Annotated in this window: 18 protein-coding genes and 1 rRNA gene; 13 read left to right on the top strand and 6 right to left on the bottom strand. The window is 49.3% G+C overall.

Annotated elements, in window-relative coordinates; translation table 11 throughout:
* The first annotated feature begins 2 nt into the window (after nucleotides 1-2).
* The 6 genes from rpsD to arfA all read left to right on the top strand — a co-directional run bounded on the left by rpsD (nucleotide 3) and on the right by arfA (nucleotide 3,247).
* A complete protein-coding gene (gene rpsD / locus E0D98_RS09685) occupies nucleotides 3-623 on the top strand; it encodes a 30S ribosomal protein S4 (protein WP_000135224.1) in 621 nt (206 codons plus the stop codon).
* A gap of 25 nt (nucleotides 624-648) precedes the next feature.
* Complete coding sequence (gene rpoA / locus E0D98_RS09690) at nucleotides 649-1,638, top strand: DNA-directed RNA polymerase subunit alpha (protein ID WP_001162094.1); 990 nt, start codon at nucleotides 649-651, stop codon at nucleotides 1,636-1,638.
* A gap of 40 nt (nucleotides 1,639-1,678) precedes the next feature.
* Complete coding sequence (rplQ, locus tag E0D98_RS09695; protein ID WP_001216368.1) at nucleotides 1,679-2,062, top strand: 50S ribosomal protein L17; 384 nt, start codon at nucleotides 1,679-1,681, stop codon at nucleotides 2,060-2,062.
* A gap of 106 nt (nucleotides 2,063-2,168) precedes the next feature.
* Nucleotides 2,169-2,537, top strand: coding sequence for a DUF1992 domain-containing protein (locus E0D98_RS09700; RefSeq protein WP_047086959.1), 369 nt, complete (start codon nucleotides 2,169-2,171; stop codon nucleotides 2,535-2,537).
* A gap of 10 nt (nucleotides 2,538-2,547) precedes the next feature.
* A complete protein-coding gene (zntR, locus tag E0D98_RS09705; protein ID WP_000285607.1) occupies nucleotides 2,548-2,973 on the top strand; it encodes a Zn(2+)-responsive transcriptional regulator in 426 nt (141 codons plus the stop codon).
* 55 nt (nucleotides 2,974-3,028) lie between these two features.
* Nucleotides 3,029-3,247: an alternative ribosome-rescue factor ArfA gene (gene arfA / locus E0D98_RS09710; protein ID WP_000092696.1), complete on the top strand. Its 219-nt coding sequence runs from the start codon at nucleotides 3,029-3,031 to the stop codon at nucleotides 3,245-3,247.
* On the opposite strand, the gene mscL is transcribed toward arfA, so the two are convergent.
* The 5 genes from mscL to def all read right to left on the bottom strand — a co-directional run bounded on the left by mscL (nucleotide 3,244) and on the right by def (nucleotide 7,988).
* A complete protein-coding gene (gene mscL, locus E0D98_RS09715) occupies nucleotides 3,244-3,654 on the bottom strand; it encodes a large-conductance mechanosensitive channel protein MscL (RefSeq protein ID WP_000022439.1) in 411 nt (136 codons plus the stop codon). The two genes, arfA and mscL, sit on opposite strands and share 4 nt — an antisense overlap.
* Nucleotides 3,655-3,783: 129 nt before the next feature.
* Entirely contained in the window at nucleotides 3,784-5,160 is a 1,377-nt protein-coding gene (trkA, locus tag E0D98_RS09720; RefSeq protein ID WP_000691382.1) for a Trk system potassium transporter TrkA, read from the bottom strand.
* Nucleotides 5,161-5,181: 21 nt separating this feature from the next.
* Nucleotides 5,182-6,471 (bottom strand): 16S rRNA (cytosine(967)-C(5))-methyltransferase RsmB, encoded by a 1,290-nt coding sequence (gene rsmB / locus E0D98_RS09725; RefSeq protein WP_000744779.1) that lies wholly within the window; start codon nucleotides 6,469-6,471, stop codon nucleotides 5,182-5,184.
* A 45-nt stretch (nucleotides 6,472-6,516) separates the two neighbouring features.
* Nucleotides 6,517-7,464: a methionyl-tRNA formyltransferase gene (gene fmt, locus E0D98_RS09730; protein ID WP_000004432.1), complete on the bottom strand. Its 948-nt coding sequence runs from the start codon at nucleotides 7,462-7,464 to the stop codon at nucleotides 6,517-6,519.
* Between the two features lie 14 nt (nucleotides 7,465-7,478).
* Nucleotides 7,479-7,988, bottom strand: a complete 510-nt coding sequence (gene def, locus E0D98_RS09735) for a peptide deformylase (protein ID WP_000114984.1) — start codon at nucleotides 7,986-7,988, stop codon at nucleotides 7,479-7,481.
* A gap of 129 nt (nucleotides 7,989-8,117) precedes the next feature.
* Between def and dprA the strand changes: the two genes are divergently transcribed.
* The 6 genes from dprA to E0D98_RS09765 are packed head-to-tail and all read left to right on the top strand — an operon-like array spanning nucleotide 8,118 to nucleotide 11,912.
* The gene (gene dprA / locus E0D98_RS09740; RefSeq protein WP_000228519.1) at nucleotides 8,118-9,242 is read left to right on the top strand and encodes a DNA-protecting protein DprA; all 1,125 of its coding nucleotides are present in this window, start codon (nucleotides 8,118-8,120) and stop codon (nucleotides 9,240-9,242) included.
* Entirely contained in the window at nucleotides 9,214-9,687 is a 474-nt protein-coding gene (smg, locus tag E0D98_RS09745; protein ID WP_000460670.1) for a DUF494 family protein Smg, read from the top strand. The genes dprA and smg overlap by 29 nt, the downstream gene beginning before the upstream one ends.
* 28 nt (nucleotides 9,688-9,715) lie before the next feature.
* Nucleotides 9,716-10,258 carry a type I DNA topoisomerase gene (locus tag E0D98_RS09750; protein ID WP_001129723.1) on the top strand — a complete coding sequence of 181 codons (543 nt, stop codon included), beginning with the start codon at nucleotides 9,716-9,718 and terminating at the stop codon, nucleotides 10,256-10,258.
* 4 nt (nucleotides 10,259-10,262) lie between these two features.
* Nucleotides 10,263-10,835, top strand: coding sequence for an L-threonylcarbamoyladenylate synthase type 1 TsaC (tsaC, locus tag E0D98_RS09755; protein WP_001297709.1), 573 nt, complete (start codon nucleotides 10,263-10,265; stop codon nucleotides 10,833-10,835).
* A 4-nt stretch (nucleotides 10,836-10,839) separates the two neighbouring features.
* Nucleotides 10,840-11,658, top strand: coding sequence for a shikimate dehydrogenase (aroE, locus tag E0D98_RS09760; protein ID WP_000451211.1), 819 nt, complete (start codon nucleotides 10,840-10,842; stop codon nucleotides 11,656-11,658).
* Entirely contained in the window at nucleotides 11,655-11,912 is a 258-nt protein-coding gene (locus E0D98_RS09765) for a DUF1488 domain-containing protein (RefSeq protein ID WP_001070563.1), read from the top strand. The genes aroE and E0D98_RS09765 overlap by 4 nt, the downstream gene beginning before the upstream one ends.
* On the opposite strand, the gene E0D98_RS09770 is transcribed toward E0D98_RS09765, so the two are convergent.
* Nucleotides 11,888-12,442, bottom strand: coding sequence for a gamma carbonic anhydrase family protein (locus E0D98_RS09770; RefSeq protein WP_001286216.1), 555 nt, complete (start codon nucleotides 12,440-12,442; stop codon nucleotides 11,888-11,890). The genes E0D98_RS09765 and E0D98_RS09770 overlap by 25 nt on opposite strands.
* Nucleotides 12,443-12,914: 472 nt before the next feature.
* Here E0D98_RS09770 and E0D98_RS09775 point away from each other — a divergent pair.
* Nucleotides 12,915-13,387: ribosomal RNA gene (locus E0D98_RS09775) — 16S ribosomal RNA — on the top strand; the annotation flags it as partial.

Below are 13,387 nucleotides of genomic sequence, written 5' to 3' on the forward strand. Positions count from 1 at the left end.
AAATGGCAAGATATTTGGGTCCTAAGCTCAAGCTGAGCCGTCGTGAGGGCACCGACTTATTCCTTAAGTCTGGCGTTCGCGCGATCGATACCAAGTGTAAAATTGAACAAGCTCCTGGCCAGCACGGTGCGCGTAAACCGCGTCTGTCTGACTATGGTGTGCAGTTGCGTGAAAAGCAAAAAGTTCGCCGTATCTATGGTGTGCTGGAGCGTCAGTTCCGTAACTACTACAAAGAAGCAGCACGTCTGAAAGGCAACACCGGTGAAAACCTGTTGGCTCTGCTGGAAGGTCGTCTGGACAACGTTGTATACCGTATGGGCTTCGGTGCCACTCGTGCAGAAGCACGTCAGCTGGTTAGCCATAAAGCAATTATGGTAAACGGTCGTGTTGTTAACATCGCTTCTTATCAGGTTAGTCCGAATGACGTTGTAAGCATTCGTGAGAAAGCGAAGAAGCAGTCTCGCGTGAAAGCCGCTCTGGAGCTGGCTGAGCAGCGTGAAAAGCCAACCTGGCTGGAAGTTGATGCTGGCAAGATGGAAGGTACGTTTAAGCGTAAGCCGGAGCGTTCTGATCTGTCTGCGGACATTAACGAACACCTGATCGTCGAGCTTTACTCCAAGTAAAGCTTAGTACCAAAGAGAGGACACAATGCAGGGTTCTGTGACAGAGTTTCTAAAACCGCGCCTGGTTGATATCGAGCAAGTGAGTTCGACGCACGCCAAGGTGACCCTTGAGCCTTTAGAGCGTGGCTTTGGCCATACTCTGGGTAACGCACTGCGCCGTATTCTGCTCTCATCGATGCCGGGTTGCGCGGTGACCGAGGTTGAGATTGATGGTGTACTACATGAGTACAGCACCAAAGAAGGCGTTCAGGAAGATATCCTGGAAATCCTGCTCAACCTGAAAGGGCTGGCGGTGAGAGTTCAGGGCAAAGATGAAGTTATTCTTACCTTGAATAAATCTGGCATTGGCCCTGTGACTGCAGCCGATATCACCCACGACGGTGATGTCGAAATCGTCAAGCCGCAGCACGTGATCTGCCACCTGACCGATGAGAACGCGTCTATTAGCATGCGTATCAAAGTTCAGCGCGGTCGTGGTTATGTGCCGGCTTCTACCCGAATTCATTCGGAAGAAGATGAGCGCCCAATCGGCCGTCTGCTGGTCGACGCATGCTACAGCCCTGTGGAGCGTATTGCCTACAATGTTGAAGCAGCGCGTGTAGAACAGCGTACCGACCTGGACAAGCTGGTCATCGAAATGGAAACCAACGGCACAATCGATCCTGAAGAGGCGATTCGTCGTGCGGCAACCATTCTGGCTGAACAACTGGAAGCTTTCGTTGACTTACGTGATGTACGTCAGCCTGAAGTGAAAGAAGAGAAACCAGAGTTCGATCCGATCCTGCTGCGCCCTGTTGACGATCTGGAATTGACTGTCCGCTCTGCTAACTGCCTTAAAGCAGAAGCTATCCACTATATCGGTGATCTGGTACAGCGTACCGAGGTTGAGCTCCTTAAAACGCCTAACCTTGGTAAAAAATCTCTTACTGAGATTAAAGACGTGCTGGCTTCCCGTGGACTGTCTCTGGGCATGCGCCTGGAAAACTGGCCACCGGCAAGCATCGCTGACGAGTAACCGGATCACAGGTTAAGGTTTTACTGAGAAGGATAAGGTCATGCGCCATCGTAAGAGTGGTCGTCAACTGAACCGCAACAGCAGCCATCGCCAGGCTATGTTCCGCAATATGGCAGGTTCACTGGTTCGTCATGAAATCATCAAGACGACTCTGCCTAAAGCGAAAGAGCTGCGCCGCGTAGTTGAGCCGCTGATTACTCTTGCCAAGACTGATAGCGTTGCTAATCGTCGTCTGGCATTCGCCCGTACTCGTGATAACGAGATCGTGGCAAAACTGTTTAACGAACTGGGCCCGCGTTTCGCGAGCCGTGCCGGTGGTTACACTCGTATTCTGAAGTGTGGCTTCCGTGCAGGCGACAACGCGCCGATGGCTTACATCGAGCTGGTTGATCGTTCAGAGAAAGCAGAAGCTGCTGCAGAGTAATCTGAAGCAACGTAAAAAAACCCGCCCCGGCGGGTTTTTTTATACCCGTAGCATCCCCACTTATCTACAATAGCTGTACTCTTTTTGTTCATCCCCTGGAGTATATATGTGGTTACTTGACCAGTGGGCAGAGCGTCATATAGCAGAAGCGCAAGCGAAAGGTGAGTTTGATAACCTGGCAGGTAGCGGCGAACCATTGATACTGGATGATGATTCTCACGTGCCACCGGAATTACGTGCGGGGTATCGCTTGTTGAAGAATGCCGGTTGCTTACCGCCAGAACTTGAGCAACAGAGGGAAGCAATTCAGCTTCTGGATATTCTCAAAGGTATCCGTCACGATGATCCGCAATATCAAGAGGTTAGCCGTCGATTGTCATTACTGGAATTGAAGCTGCGACAAGCTGGACTGAGTACCGATTTTTTACGCGGCGATTATACTGACAAGTTGTTGAATAAAATCAACGATAACTAGTGGAGTATGTATGTATCGCATTGGTGAGCTGGCAAAAATGGCGGAAGTAACACCCGACACGATTCGTTATTACGAAAAACAGCAGATGATGGAGCATGAAGTGCGTACTGAAGGTGGGTTTCGCCTGTATACCGAAAGCGATCTCCAGCGATTGAAATTTATCCGCCATGCCAGACAACTAGGTTTCAGTCTGGAGTCGATCCGCGAGTTGCTGTCGATCCGCATCGATCCTGAACACCATACCTGTCAGGAGTCAAAAGGCATTGTGCAGGAAAGATTGCAGGAAGTCGAAGCACGGATAGCCGAGTTGCAGAGTATGCAGCGTTCCTTGCAACGCCTTAACGATGCCTGTTGTGGGACCGCCCATAGCAGTGTTTATTGCTCGATTCTTGAAGCTCTTGAACAAGGGGCGAGTGGCGTTAAGAGTGGCTGTTGATTTTTTGCACTGACAGGATTACACTCGCGCCGTTAAATAACCAACTGGAGTTTTTATGAGCCGATATCAGCATACTAAAGGGCAGATAAAGGATAATGCGATAGAAGCATTACTACATGATCCCTTATTCCGACAGCGAGTAGAGAAAAATAAGAAAGGGAAAGGCAGTTACATGCGAAAAGGAAAACATGGCAATCGGGGGAACTGGGAGGCCAGTGGCAAGAAAGTAAATCACTTTTTTACCACTGGTCTTCTGCTTTCAGGCGCTTGTTAAGAGCGGTTATTCTGCTCTTTCAGCAAATCACGAATTTCTGCCAGTAATACTTCTTCTTTAGTTGGTGCAGGTGCGGCAGCTGGTTCTTCTTTTTTCCGATTCAGTTTGTTGATTAGCTTAATCGCCATAAAGATGGCAAAGGCCACAATCAGAAAATCAAAGACGTTTTGAATGAAGACACCGTAATGCATCACAACAGCAGGGATATCCCCCTGCGCATCGCGTAGCGTGACAGCAAACTGTTTAAAATCGATCCCGCCAATTAATAAGCCCAGAGGAGGCATGATGATATCGGCAACCAGTGAAGAGACAATCTTCCCGAATGCCGCACCGATAATGACACCCACCGCCAAATCCACCACGTTCCCGCGCATCGCAAATTCGCGAAATTCTTTAATAATGCTCATGTTATTCTCCCTATGAAGCCGACAACCATAAGTCTAACAAATGTTAAGCCATTTTCCTGCCAGGAATGAATTTAATTAATCCTTGATAATCAAAGGGAAATAATAAGGCGTCATTAGACGCCTTATTAATTACAAGAAGAAAGGGCTTGGTTGGAAGAGTCTTTCGACGTCGGTAATAAACTTTTTATCTGTGAGGAACATAATTACGTGATCGCCTTGCTCAATGCGCAGATTGTCATTGGCAATCATCACGTCGTTTCCACGTACCACCGCTCCAATAATCGTTCCTGGCGGTAGCTTGATTTCGTCAATGACTCTGCCGACAACGCGTGAGGTGCTTTCATCACCGTGAGCAACGGCTTCAATAGCTTCTGCTACGCCGCGGCGCAATGAGGAAACACCAACAATATCTGCTTTTCGCACATGGCTAAGCAACGCAGAAATAGTTGCTTGTTGTGGTGAAATCGCAATATCGATCACACTCCCCTGAACCAGATCCACATAAGCGCGACGCTGGATCAATACCATCACCTTTTTCGCACCCATACGTTTGGCAAGCATGGCGGACATGATATTGGCCTCGTCATCGTTGGTGACGGCAATAAACAGATCAACTTGATCGATATGTTCTTCGGCCAGCAGTTCTTGATCCGACGCATCACCAAAAAAGACGATCGTATTCTGCAACTTTTCCGCCAGTTCGGCAGCGCGCTGCTGATTACGTTCGATGAGTTTAACGCTGTAATCTTTTTCCAGACGACGCGCCAGCCCTGCACCGATATTACCGCCACCAACCAGCATGATCCGCTTATACGGTTTTTCCAGTCGCTGTAATTCACTCATCACCGCGCGGATATGCTGTGAAGCGGCAATAAAGAACACTTCATCACCCGCTTCAACAATGGTCGAACCTTGCGGACGAATAGGGCGATCGTGGCGGAAAATTGCTGCCACACGAGTATCGATATGTGGCATATGTTCGCGCATGGTCGAAAGTGCATTACCAATCAGCGGGCCGCCATAATAGGCTTTAACCACAGCGAGGCTGACTTTACCCTCAGCGAAGTTCACCACCTGCAATGCGCCGGGATACTCAATCAGTCGGTAAATATTATCGATAACCAACTGCTCTGGTGCGATCAGATGATCAATCGGTACAGCATCTGAATGAAATAGCTTATCGGCATCGCGCACGTAGTCTGGTGAGCGGATGCGAGCGATGCGATTAGGGGTGTTGAAAAGTGAGTAGGCTACCTGGCAGGCAACCATATTGGTTTCATCTGAACTGGTTACAGCAACCAGCATATCGGCGTCGTCGGCACCTGCCTCCCGCAATACGCGTGGATGAGAGCCATGCCCCTGCACGACTCGCAGGTCAAATTTATCCTGCAAGGTCCGCAGACGCTCACCGTTGGTATCGACAACAGTGATATCGTTGTTCTCGCCAACCAGGTTTTCCGCCAGTGTGCCGCCAACCTGGCCGGCACCCAGAATGATAATTTTCATCAGTCGCGACCCGTTATCTCATCACTTTTTGATTAGCTTAGCGTAAAAGAAGCCGTCGCCCTCTTCGGCACCAGGCAGATTTTGTTTACCCGGTTGCTCTGGTGTTCCTGTTTCGCAAAGTTCGGCATCAGCGGTACGTTGCAAAAAGGCTTTAATCTGCAGGCTATTCTCTTCCGGTAACACCGAACAGGTGGCATAGACCAGGGTTCCACCGGATTTTAAATGCGGCCAAATGGCGTCGAGAATTTCAGACTGCAATTGCGCGAGTTCCGGGATATCGCGATCGCGACGTAACCATTTAATATCCGGATGGCGACGAATCACACCGGTTGCTGAACAAGGCGCATCTAATAAAATGCGATCAAACTGTTGCTCGCCACACCATTGGGAAGGGTAGCGGCCATCACCTTGTTTCACGGTCGCTTTCATACCAAGGCGTTTTAAATTGTCGTAAACGCGAGAGAGGCGCTGTTCGTCAATATCAACCGCAACAACCTGCGCTTCTGGTGCCACCTCAAGGATATGCGTTGTTTTACCGCCGGGGGCGGCACAAAGATCCAGAATGTGTTCACCGTTTTGTGGCGCAAGCCAGGTCATGCAACCTTGTGCTGATGCATCCTGAACGGTAACCCATCCGTCTTCAAAACCAGGTAGCGCATGAACAGGTGCAGGTGTTTCCAGCCGTACAGCATCAGGGTAATCCGCATGCGGGAAACCTTTCATTCCTGCTTCATCCAACAATGCAAGCCAGCTGTCGCGGGAATGATGCGTACGATTAACGCGCAGCCACATTGGCGGACGCTGGTTATTGGCTTCGACGATGGATTGCCACTGCTCTGGATACGCTTTTTGCAGACGCTTCAGCAACCAGGAAGGATGCAGATAACGTGCATCACTGGCATTAAACTCGGCTAATAACTCTTCTTGCTGACGCTGGAACTGGCGTAATACACCGTTTATCAACCCTTTAAGTTGCGGACGCTTAATTGCGATAGCGCCTTCAACCGTTTCAGCCAGCGCAGCATGAGGTGGAATGCGGGTATAAAGCAGTTGATACAAACCAACCATAATCAGGTAATGCACGGTCCGCTGTTTGCCGGTCATCGGACGGGCCATTAACTTATTAATCAGCCAGTCTAACTGCGAAAGCGTACGCAGTACGCCAAAGCACAACTCTTGAAGAAGTGCTTTGTCTTTATCGGAAACTTTTTGCTGGAGCGGTGGCAGAATGTTGCTTAATGATTGCCCTTGCTCGACGACTTGTTCAACGGCCTGGGCCGCCATGCTACGTAAATTACGTTGTTTTTTCATAAGTATAAAAATGCCCGGCAAGACCGGGCTTAGAAGAGTGGACTATCAGACCAGACGGTTGCCCGGAACAAACCATTCCCGACGAGAGTTCAGGAGGTCTTGCGCGCTCATCGCTTTCTTACCCGCAGGTTGTAACGAGAGCAGGTTCAGGATGCCATCACCAGTCGCAACCTGAATGCCTTGTTTATTGGCTTCAAGGATCGTTCCTGGTGCAGCGTTGGTTGCCGTATCAATGACCGACGCTTTCCAGACTTTAACCGGTTGTCCTTCAATTTCCAGCCAGCTCATTGGCCATGGGTTGAAAGCGCGAATGCAGCGTTCAAGCTGCGCTGCCGAAAGCGACCAGTCAATACGCGCTTCTTCTTTACTCAACTTCTCGGCGTAAGTGACAAGAGTTTCGTCCTGAACTTCTGGTTTCGCCGTGCCGTCTGCCAGTTGTTTCAACGTGGTGATAAGCCCTTGTGGGCCAAGCTCTGCCAGCTTGTCGTACAGCGTACCACTGGTATCTTCTGCAGTAATCGGGCAGGAGAGCTTATAGAGCATGTCACCGGTGTCTAAACCAACATCCATTTGCATAATGGTCACACCAGTTTCTGCATCACCCGCCCATAGTGAGCGTTGGATTGGTGCAGCACCGCGCCAGCGTGGCAGCAGTGAACCATGAACGTTGATACAGCCAAGACGCGGCATCTCCAGCACAGCTTTAGGCAGAATTAAACCATAGGCGACGACGACCATAACATCAGCCTGCAGATCGGCGACCAGTTGCTGGTTTTCTTGTGGACGCAGGGAAACAGGTTGAAAAACGGGCAGACCTTTTTCCTCAGCCAGAACTTTAATCGGGCTGGGCATCAGTTTTTTACCGCGTCCTGCCGGTCGGTCTGGCTGGGTGAACACGCCAACGACGTTATGACCAGAAGACAACAGCGCGTCGAGATGACGCGCTGCAAAGTCAGGTGTACCCGCAAAAATAATACGTAGTGATTCTGACACGTTAGTTCTTATCCTTAAGCCCGGGCTTTCAGACGATCCAGTTTTTCAACTTTCTGACGAATACGTTGTTGTTTCAGCGGTGACAGATAATCCATAAACAGTTTGCCGACCAGGTGATCCATCTCATGCTGAATACAGATGGCTAACAGACCATCTGCCTCCAGTTCAAATGGTTTACCGTCGCGGTCCAGGGCGCGAATTTTAACTTTCTCTGCGCGTGGCACTAAAGCACGTTGTTCAGGGATCGACAGGCAACCTTCTTCAATGCCTGTTTCGCCGCTTTTTTCTAAAAGCTCCGGATTGATTAACACCAGCCGTTCGTCACGGTTTTCCGAAACATCAATAACAATGATACGTTGATGGATATCAACCTGGGTTGCCGCCAGGCCAATACCTTCTTCTGCATACATCGTCTCGAACATATCATCGACGATACGCTGAATTTCTGCATTCACTTCTTCTACCGGTTTAGCAACTTTGCGAAGCCGCTCGTCCGGAATATGTAACACTTGCAAAACTGACATAAATCTCCAGAGATGTGTTCAGGAGTTAGAAAGATTATTTCTTCTATTCTAGACAAATCCCCCTCTGATTGACAGCATCACTGACCAATCGCAAAGATTGCTAAGGCTGCTTATGGCAGGGAGATAAGGATGGTCGATACAGAAATTTGGCTGCGTTTAATGAGTATCAGCAGCTTGTACGGCGATGATATGGTCCGTATAGCTCACTGGCTGGCAAAACAGTCGCATATTGATGCGGTTGTATTGCAGCAAACTGGGCTTACATTGCGGCAGGCACAACGCTTTCTTTCATTTCCGCGAAAGAGTATCGAAAGCTCACTTTGTTGGTTGGAGCAACCCAACCATCATTTAATCCCTGCGGACAGCGAATTTTATCCTCCTCAACTTCAGGCGACGACAGATTACCCCGGCGCACTGTTTGTTGAAGGAGAACTGCACGCGCTGCATTCATTTCAGCTTGCCATAGTGGGGAGTCGGGCGCATTCATGGTATGGCGAGCGATGGGGACGATTATTTTGCGAAACTCTGGCGACGCGTGGAGTGACAATTACAAGTGGACTGGCGCGTGGAATCGATGGTGTGGCGCATAAAGCGGCCTTACAGGTAAATGGCGTCAGCATTGCTGTATTGGGGAATGGACTTAATACCATTCATCCCCGCCGCCATGCCCGACTGGCTGCCAGTTTGCTTGAACATGGCGGAGCTCTCGTCTCGGAATTTCCCCTCGATGTTCCACCCCTTGCTTACAATTTCCCACGAAGAAATCGCATTATCAGTGGTCTAAGTAAAGGTGTACTGGTGGTGGAAGCGGCTTTGCGCAGTGGTTCGCTAGTGACAGCACGTTGTGCGCTTGAGCAGGGGCGTGAAGTTTTTGCCTTGCCAGGTCCAATAGGGAATCCGGGAAGCGAAGGGCCTCACTGGTTAATAAAACAAGGTGCGATTCTTGTGACGGAACCGGAAGAAATTCTGGAAAACTTGCAATTTGGATTGCACTGGTTGCCAGACGCCCCTGAAAATTCATTTTATTCACCAGATCAGCAAGACGTGGCATTGCCATTTCCTGAGCTCCTGGCTAACGTAGGAGATGAGGTAACACCTGTTGACGTCGTCGCTGAACGTGCCGGCCAACCTGTGCCAGAGGTAGTTACTCAACTACTCGAACTGGAGTTAGCAGGATGGATCGCAGCTGTACCCGGCGGCTATGTCCGATTGAGGAGGGCATGCCATGTTCGACGTACTAATGTATTTGTTTGAAACCTATATTCACACAGAAGCTGAGTTGCGTGTGGATCAAGACAAACTTGAACAGGATCTTACCGACGCAGGATTTGATCGAGAAGATATCTACAATGCCCTGCTTTGGCTGGAAAAGCTTGCGGATTATCAGGAAGGACTGGCAGAACCGATGCAACTGGCCTCTGATCCACTCTCCATGCGTATTTATACCCCTGAGGAGTGTGAAAGACTGGATGCCAGCTGTCGTGGTTTTCTGCTTTTCCTTGAGCAGATTCAGGTGCTCAACCTTGAAACTCGTGAAATGGTGATAGAGCGAGTGCTCGCGCTGGATAACGCAGAGTTCGAGCTGGATGATCTGAAATGGGTAATCCTGATGGTGTTGTTCAATATTCCGGGCTGCGAAAATGCGTACCAGCAAATGGAAGAATTACTCTTTGAAGTGAATGAAGGTATGCTGCATTAATCATTTCTTTAATTCAGCATAAGTTGTTATGGCGAAATCAGCACTGTTCACGGTGCGTAATAATGAGTCCTGCCCAAAGTGCGGGGCTGAACTGGTTATTCGATCCGGGAAACACGGTCCGTTTCTTGGATGCTCACAGTATCCGGCGTGTGACTACGTCCGTCCTCTGAAATCTTCAGCGGATGGACATATTGTCAAAGTTCTGGAGGGGCAGGTTTGCCCTGCATGTGGCGCAAATCTGGTATTACGCCAGGGACGCTTTGGTATGTTTATTGGTTGCAGTAACTACCCTGAATGCGAACATACCGAACTTATCGATAAACCGGACGAAACAGCAATTACATGCCCCCAATGCCGGACGGGCCATCTGGTCCAGCGCCGCTCCCGTTATGGCAAAACATTTCACTCCTGTGATCGCTACCCGGAGTGTCAATTTGCCATTAACTTCAAACCCATAGCTGGAGAATGCCCTGAGTGTCATTATCCACTACTCATCGAAAAGAAAACCGCGCAGGGTGTAAAACACTTTTGTGCCAGTAAACAATGTGGAAAGCCGGTTTCGGCGGAATAATAACGTGAATAATAACCTGCAAGGAGACGCTATCGCAGCTGCGATAGATGTCCTCAATGAAGAACGTGTCATCGCCTATCCAACGGAAGCCGTTTTCGGTGTCGGGTGCGATCCTGATAGCGAAACAGCAGTGATGCGACTGTTGGAGTTAAAACAGCGTCCGGTTGATAAGGGGCTGATTTTAATCGCGGCAAATTACGAGCAGCTTAAACCCTATATTGATGACACCATGCTGACTGATGCGCAGCGTGAAACCATTTTTTCCCGCTGGCCAGGTCCTGTCACCTTTGTCTTTCCCGCGCCTGCGACAACACCGCGCTGGTTGACGGGCCGCTTTGATTCGCTTGCTGTACGAGTCACCGACCATCCGTTGGTGGTTGCTTTGTGCCAGGCTTATGGTAAACCGCTGGTTTCTACCAGTGCCAACTTGAGTGGATTGCCACCTTGTCGAACAGTAGACGAAGTTCGCGCACAATTTGGCGCGGCGTTCCCGGTTGTGCCTGGTGAAACGGGGGGGCGTTTAAATCCTTCAGAAATCCGCGATGCCCTGACGGGTGAACTGTTTCGACAGGGGTAACATAATGGAAACCTATGCTGTTTTTGGTAATCCGATAGCCCACAGCAAATCGCCATTCATTCATCAGCAATTTGCTCAGCAACTGAATATTGAACATCCCTATGGGCGCGTGTTGGCACCCATCAATGATTTCATCAACACACTGAACGCTTTCTTTCGTGCTGGTGGTAAAGGTGCGAATGTGACGGTGCCTTTTAAAGAAGAGGCTTTTGCCAGAGCGGATGAGCTTACTGAACGGGCAGCGTTGGCTGGTGCTGTTAATACCCTCAAGCGGTTAGAAGATGGACGCCTGCTGGGTGACAATACCGATGGTATAGGTTTGTTAAGCGATCTGGAACGTCTGTCTTTTATCCGTCCTGGTTTACGTATTCTGCTCATCGGCGCTGGTGGAGCATCTCGCGGCGTACTACTGCCACTTCTTTCCCTGGACTGTGCGGTGACAATCACTAATCGGACGGTATCCCGCGCGGAAGAGTTGGCTAAATTGTTTGCGCACACTGGCAGTATTCAGGCGTTGGGTATGGACGAACTGGAAGGTCATGAGTTTGATCTCATTATTAATGCAACATCCAGTGGCATCAGTGGTGATATTCCGGCGATCCCGTCATCGCTCATTCATCCAGGCATTTATTGCTATGACATGTTCTATCAGAAAGGAAAAACTCCTTTTCTGGCATGGTGTGAGCAGCGAGGCTCAAAGCGTAATGCTGATGGTTTAGGAATGCTGGTGGCACAGGCGGCTCATGCCTTTCTTCTCTGGCACGGTGTTCTGCCTGACGTAGAACCAGTTATAAAGCAATTGCAGGAGGAATTGTCCGCGTGAATCAGGCCATTCAGTTTCCGGACAGAGAAGAGTGGGACGAGAATAAAAAATGTGTATGTTTTCCCGCTCTCGTGAATGGCATGCAACTGACATGTGCGATCTCTGGCGAGAGTCTGGCGTATCGTTTTACTGGAGATACGCCAGAACAGTGGTTAGCGAGTTTTCGTCAGCATCGCTGGGATCTGGAAGAAGAAGCGGAAAACTTAATTCAGGAACAAAGTGAAGATGATCAAGGCTGGGTCTGGTTACCCTGATCCAGATATTCGTCCTTCCATTTCACGTAATTATTCGCGGAATAGCGTAACCCAGCCTTCTCTTCATCACTTAACGGGCGGATCTGTTTGACGGGGCTACCGAGATACAGATATCCGCTCTCCAGCCGTTTATTTTGTGGGACCAGACTACCCGCACCAATCATCACATCATCTTCTACTATTGCGCCATCAAGTAAAATTGAGCCCATCCCAACCAAAACTCGATTGCCAATGGTGCAGCCGTGGAGCATCACCTTGTGACCAACAGTGACATCTTCGCCAATGGTTAATGGGTTGCCATCTGGGTTGTACGAGGATTTATGAGTGACATGCAACATACTGCCATCCTGGATATTGGTGCGTGCTCCGATCTGTACATAATGTACATCTCCACGAATCACAACGAGCGGCCAGATCCCCACATCATCAGCCAGACGAACGTCACCAATCACGACACTGCTATCGTCGATCATTACGCGCTGACCGATTTGTGGAAAAAGATCGCGGTATGGGCGTAAAACATCAGACATACTTACCTCAGCAATAAATGATTTACTAATGACTTTGGGGGCATTATTGGCCTTGTGCAAGTCTTTTAGTATGCAAAAAAGCACCGTTTTGTGTGCGAATGCGGCAAAAAGGGTGAAAAAACAACAAACAGAAAAAAAGATCAAAAAAGTACTTGTGCAAAAAATTGGGATCCCTATAATGCGCCTCCGTTGAGACGACAACGTGAAACACTTCACAAGATGGTCGTAACAACGAAGAGAAAAAATCCTGAAATTCAGGGTTGACTCTGAAAGAGGAAAGCGTAATATACGCCACCTCGCGACAGTGAGCTGAAAGCCGCGTCGCAACTGCTCTTTAACAATTTATCAGACAATCTGTGTGGGCACTCGAAGATACGGATTCTTAACGTCGCAAGACGAAAAATGAATACCAAGTCTCAAGAGTGAACACGTAATTCATTACGAAGTTTAATTCTTTGAGCATCAAACTTTTAAATTGAAGAGTTTGATCATGGCTCAGATTGAACGCTGGCGGCAGGCCTAACACATGCAAGTCGAACGGTAACAGGAAGAAGCTTGCTTCTTTGCTGACGAGTGGCGGACGGGTGAGTAATGTCTGGGAAACTGCCTGATGGAGGGGGATAACTACTGGAAACGGTAGCTAATACCGCATAACGTCGCAAGACCAAAGAGGGGGACCTTCGGGCCTCTTGCCATCGGATGTGCCCAGATGGGATTAGCTAGTAGGTGGGGTAACGGCTCACCTAGGCGACGATCCCTAGCTGGTCTGAGAGGATGACCAGCCACACTGGAACTGAGACACGGTCCAGACTCCTACGGGAGGCAGCAGTGGGGAATATTGCACAATGGGCGCAAGCCTGATGCAGCCATGCCGCGTGTATGAAGAAGGCCTTCGGGTTGTAAAGTACTTTCAGCGGGGAGGAAGGGAGTAAAGTTAATACCTTT

This window comes from Escherichia sp. KCJ4928, from assembly GCF_004352695.1.
Taxonomy (GTDB): domain Bacteria; phylum Pseudomonadota; class Gammaproteobacteria; order Enterobacterales; family Enterobacteriaceae; genus ECMA0423.

Bases quoted from the DNA above. Each gene is read 5' to 3' on its own strand.
- rpoA (WP_001162094.1), top strand. From the start codon at position 649: ATGCAGGGTTCTGTGACAGAGTTTCTAAAACCGCGCCTGGTTGATATC.
- rpsD (WP_000135224.1), top strand. From the start codon at position 3: ATGGCAAGATATTTGGGTCCTAAGCTCAAGCTGAGCCGTCGTGAGGGC.
- def (WP_000114984.1), bottom strand. From the start codon at position 7,988: ATGTCAGTTTTGCAAGTGTTACATATTCCGGACGAGCGGCTTCGCAAA.
- zntR (WP_000285607.1), top strand. From the start codon at position 2,548: ATGTATCGCATTGGTGAGCTGGCAAAAATGGCGGAAGTAACACCCGAC.
- rsmB (WP_000744779.1), bottom strand. From the start codon at position 6,471: ATGAAAAAACAACGTAATTTACGTAGCATGGCGGCCCAGGCCGTTGAA.
- rplQ (WP_001216368.1), top strand. From the start codon at position 1,679: ATGCGCCATCGTAAGAGTGGTCGTCAACTGAACCGCAACAGCAGCCAT.
- E0D98_RS09770 (WP_001286216.1), bottom strand. From the start codon at position 12,442: ATGTCTGATGTTTTACGCCCATACCGCGATCTTTTTCCACAAATCGGT.
- E0D98_RS09750 (WP_001129723.1), top strand. From the start codon at position 9,716: ATGGCGAAATCAGCACTGTTCACGGTGCGTAATAATGAGTCCTGCCCA.
- dprA (WP_000228519.1), top strand. From the start codon at position 8,118: ATGGTCGATACAGAAATTTGGCTGCGTTTAATGAGTATCAGCAGCTTG.
- E0D98_RS09700 (WP_047086959.1), top strand. From the start codon at position 2,169: ATGTGGTTACTTGACCAGTGGGCAGAGCGTCATATAGCAGAAGCGCAA.
- mscL (WP_000022439.1), bottom strand. From the start codon at position 3,654: ATGAGCATTATTAAAGAATTTCGCGAATTTGCGATGCGCGGGAACGTG.
- smg (WP_000460670.1), top strand. From the start codon at position 9,214: ATGTTCGACGTACTAATGTATTTGTTTGAAACCTATATTCACACAGAA.
- arfA (WP_000092696.1), top strand. From the start codon at position 3,029: ATGAGCCGATATCAGCATACTAAAGGGCAGATAAAGGATAATGCGATA.
- aroE (WP_000451211.1), top strand. From the start codon at position 10,840: ATGGAAACCTATGCTGTTTTTGGTAATCCGATAGCCCACAGCAAATCG.
- trkA (WP_000691382.1), bottom strand. From the start codon at position 5,160: ATGAAAATTATCATTCTGGGTGCCGGCCAGGTTGGCGGCACACTGGCG.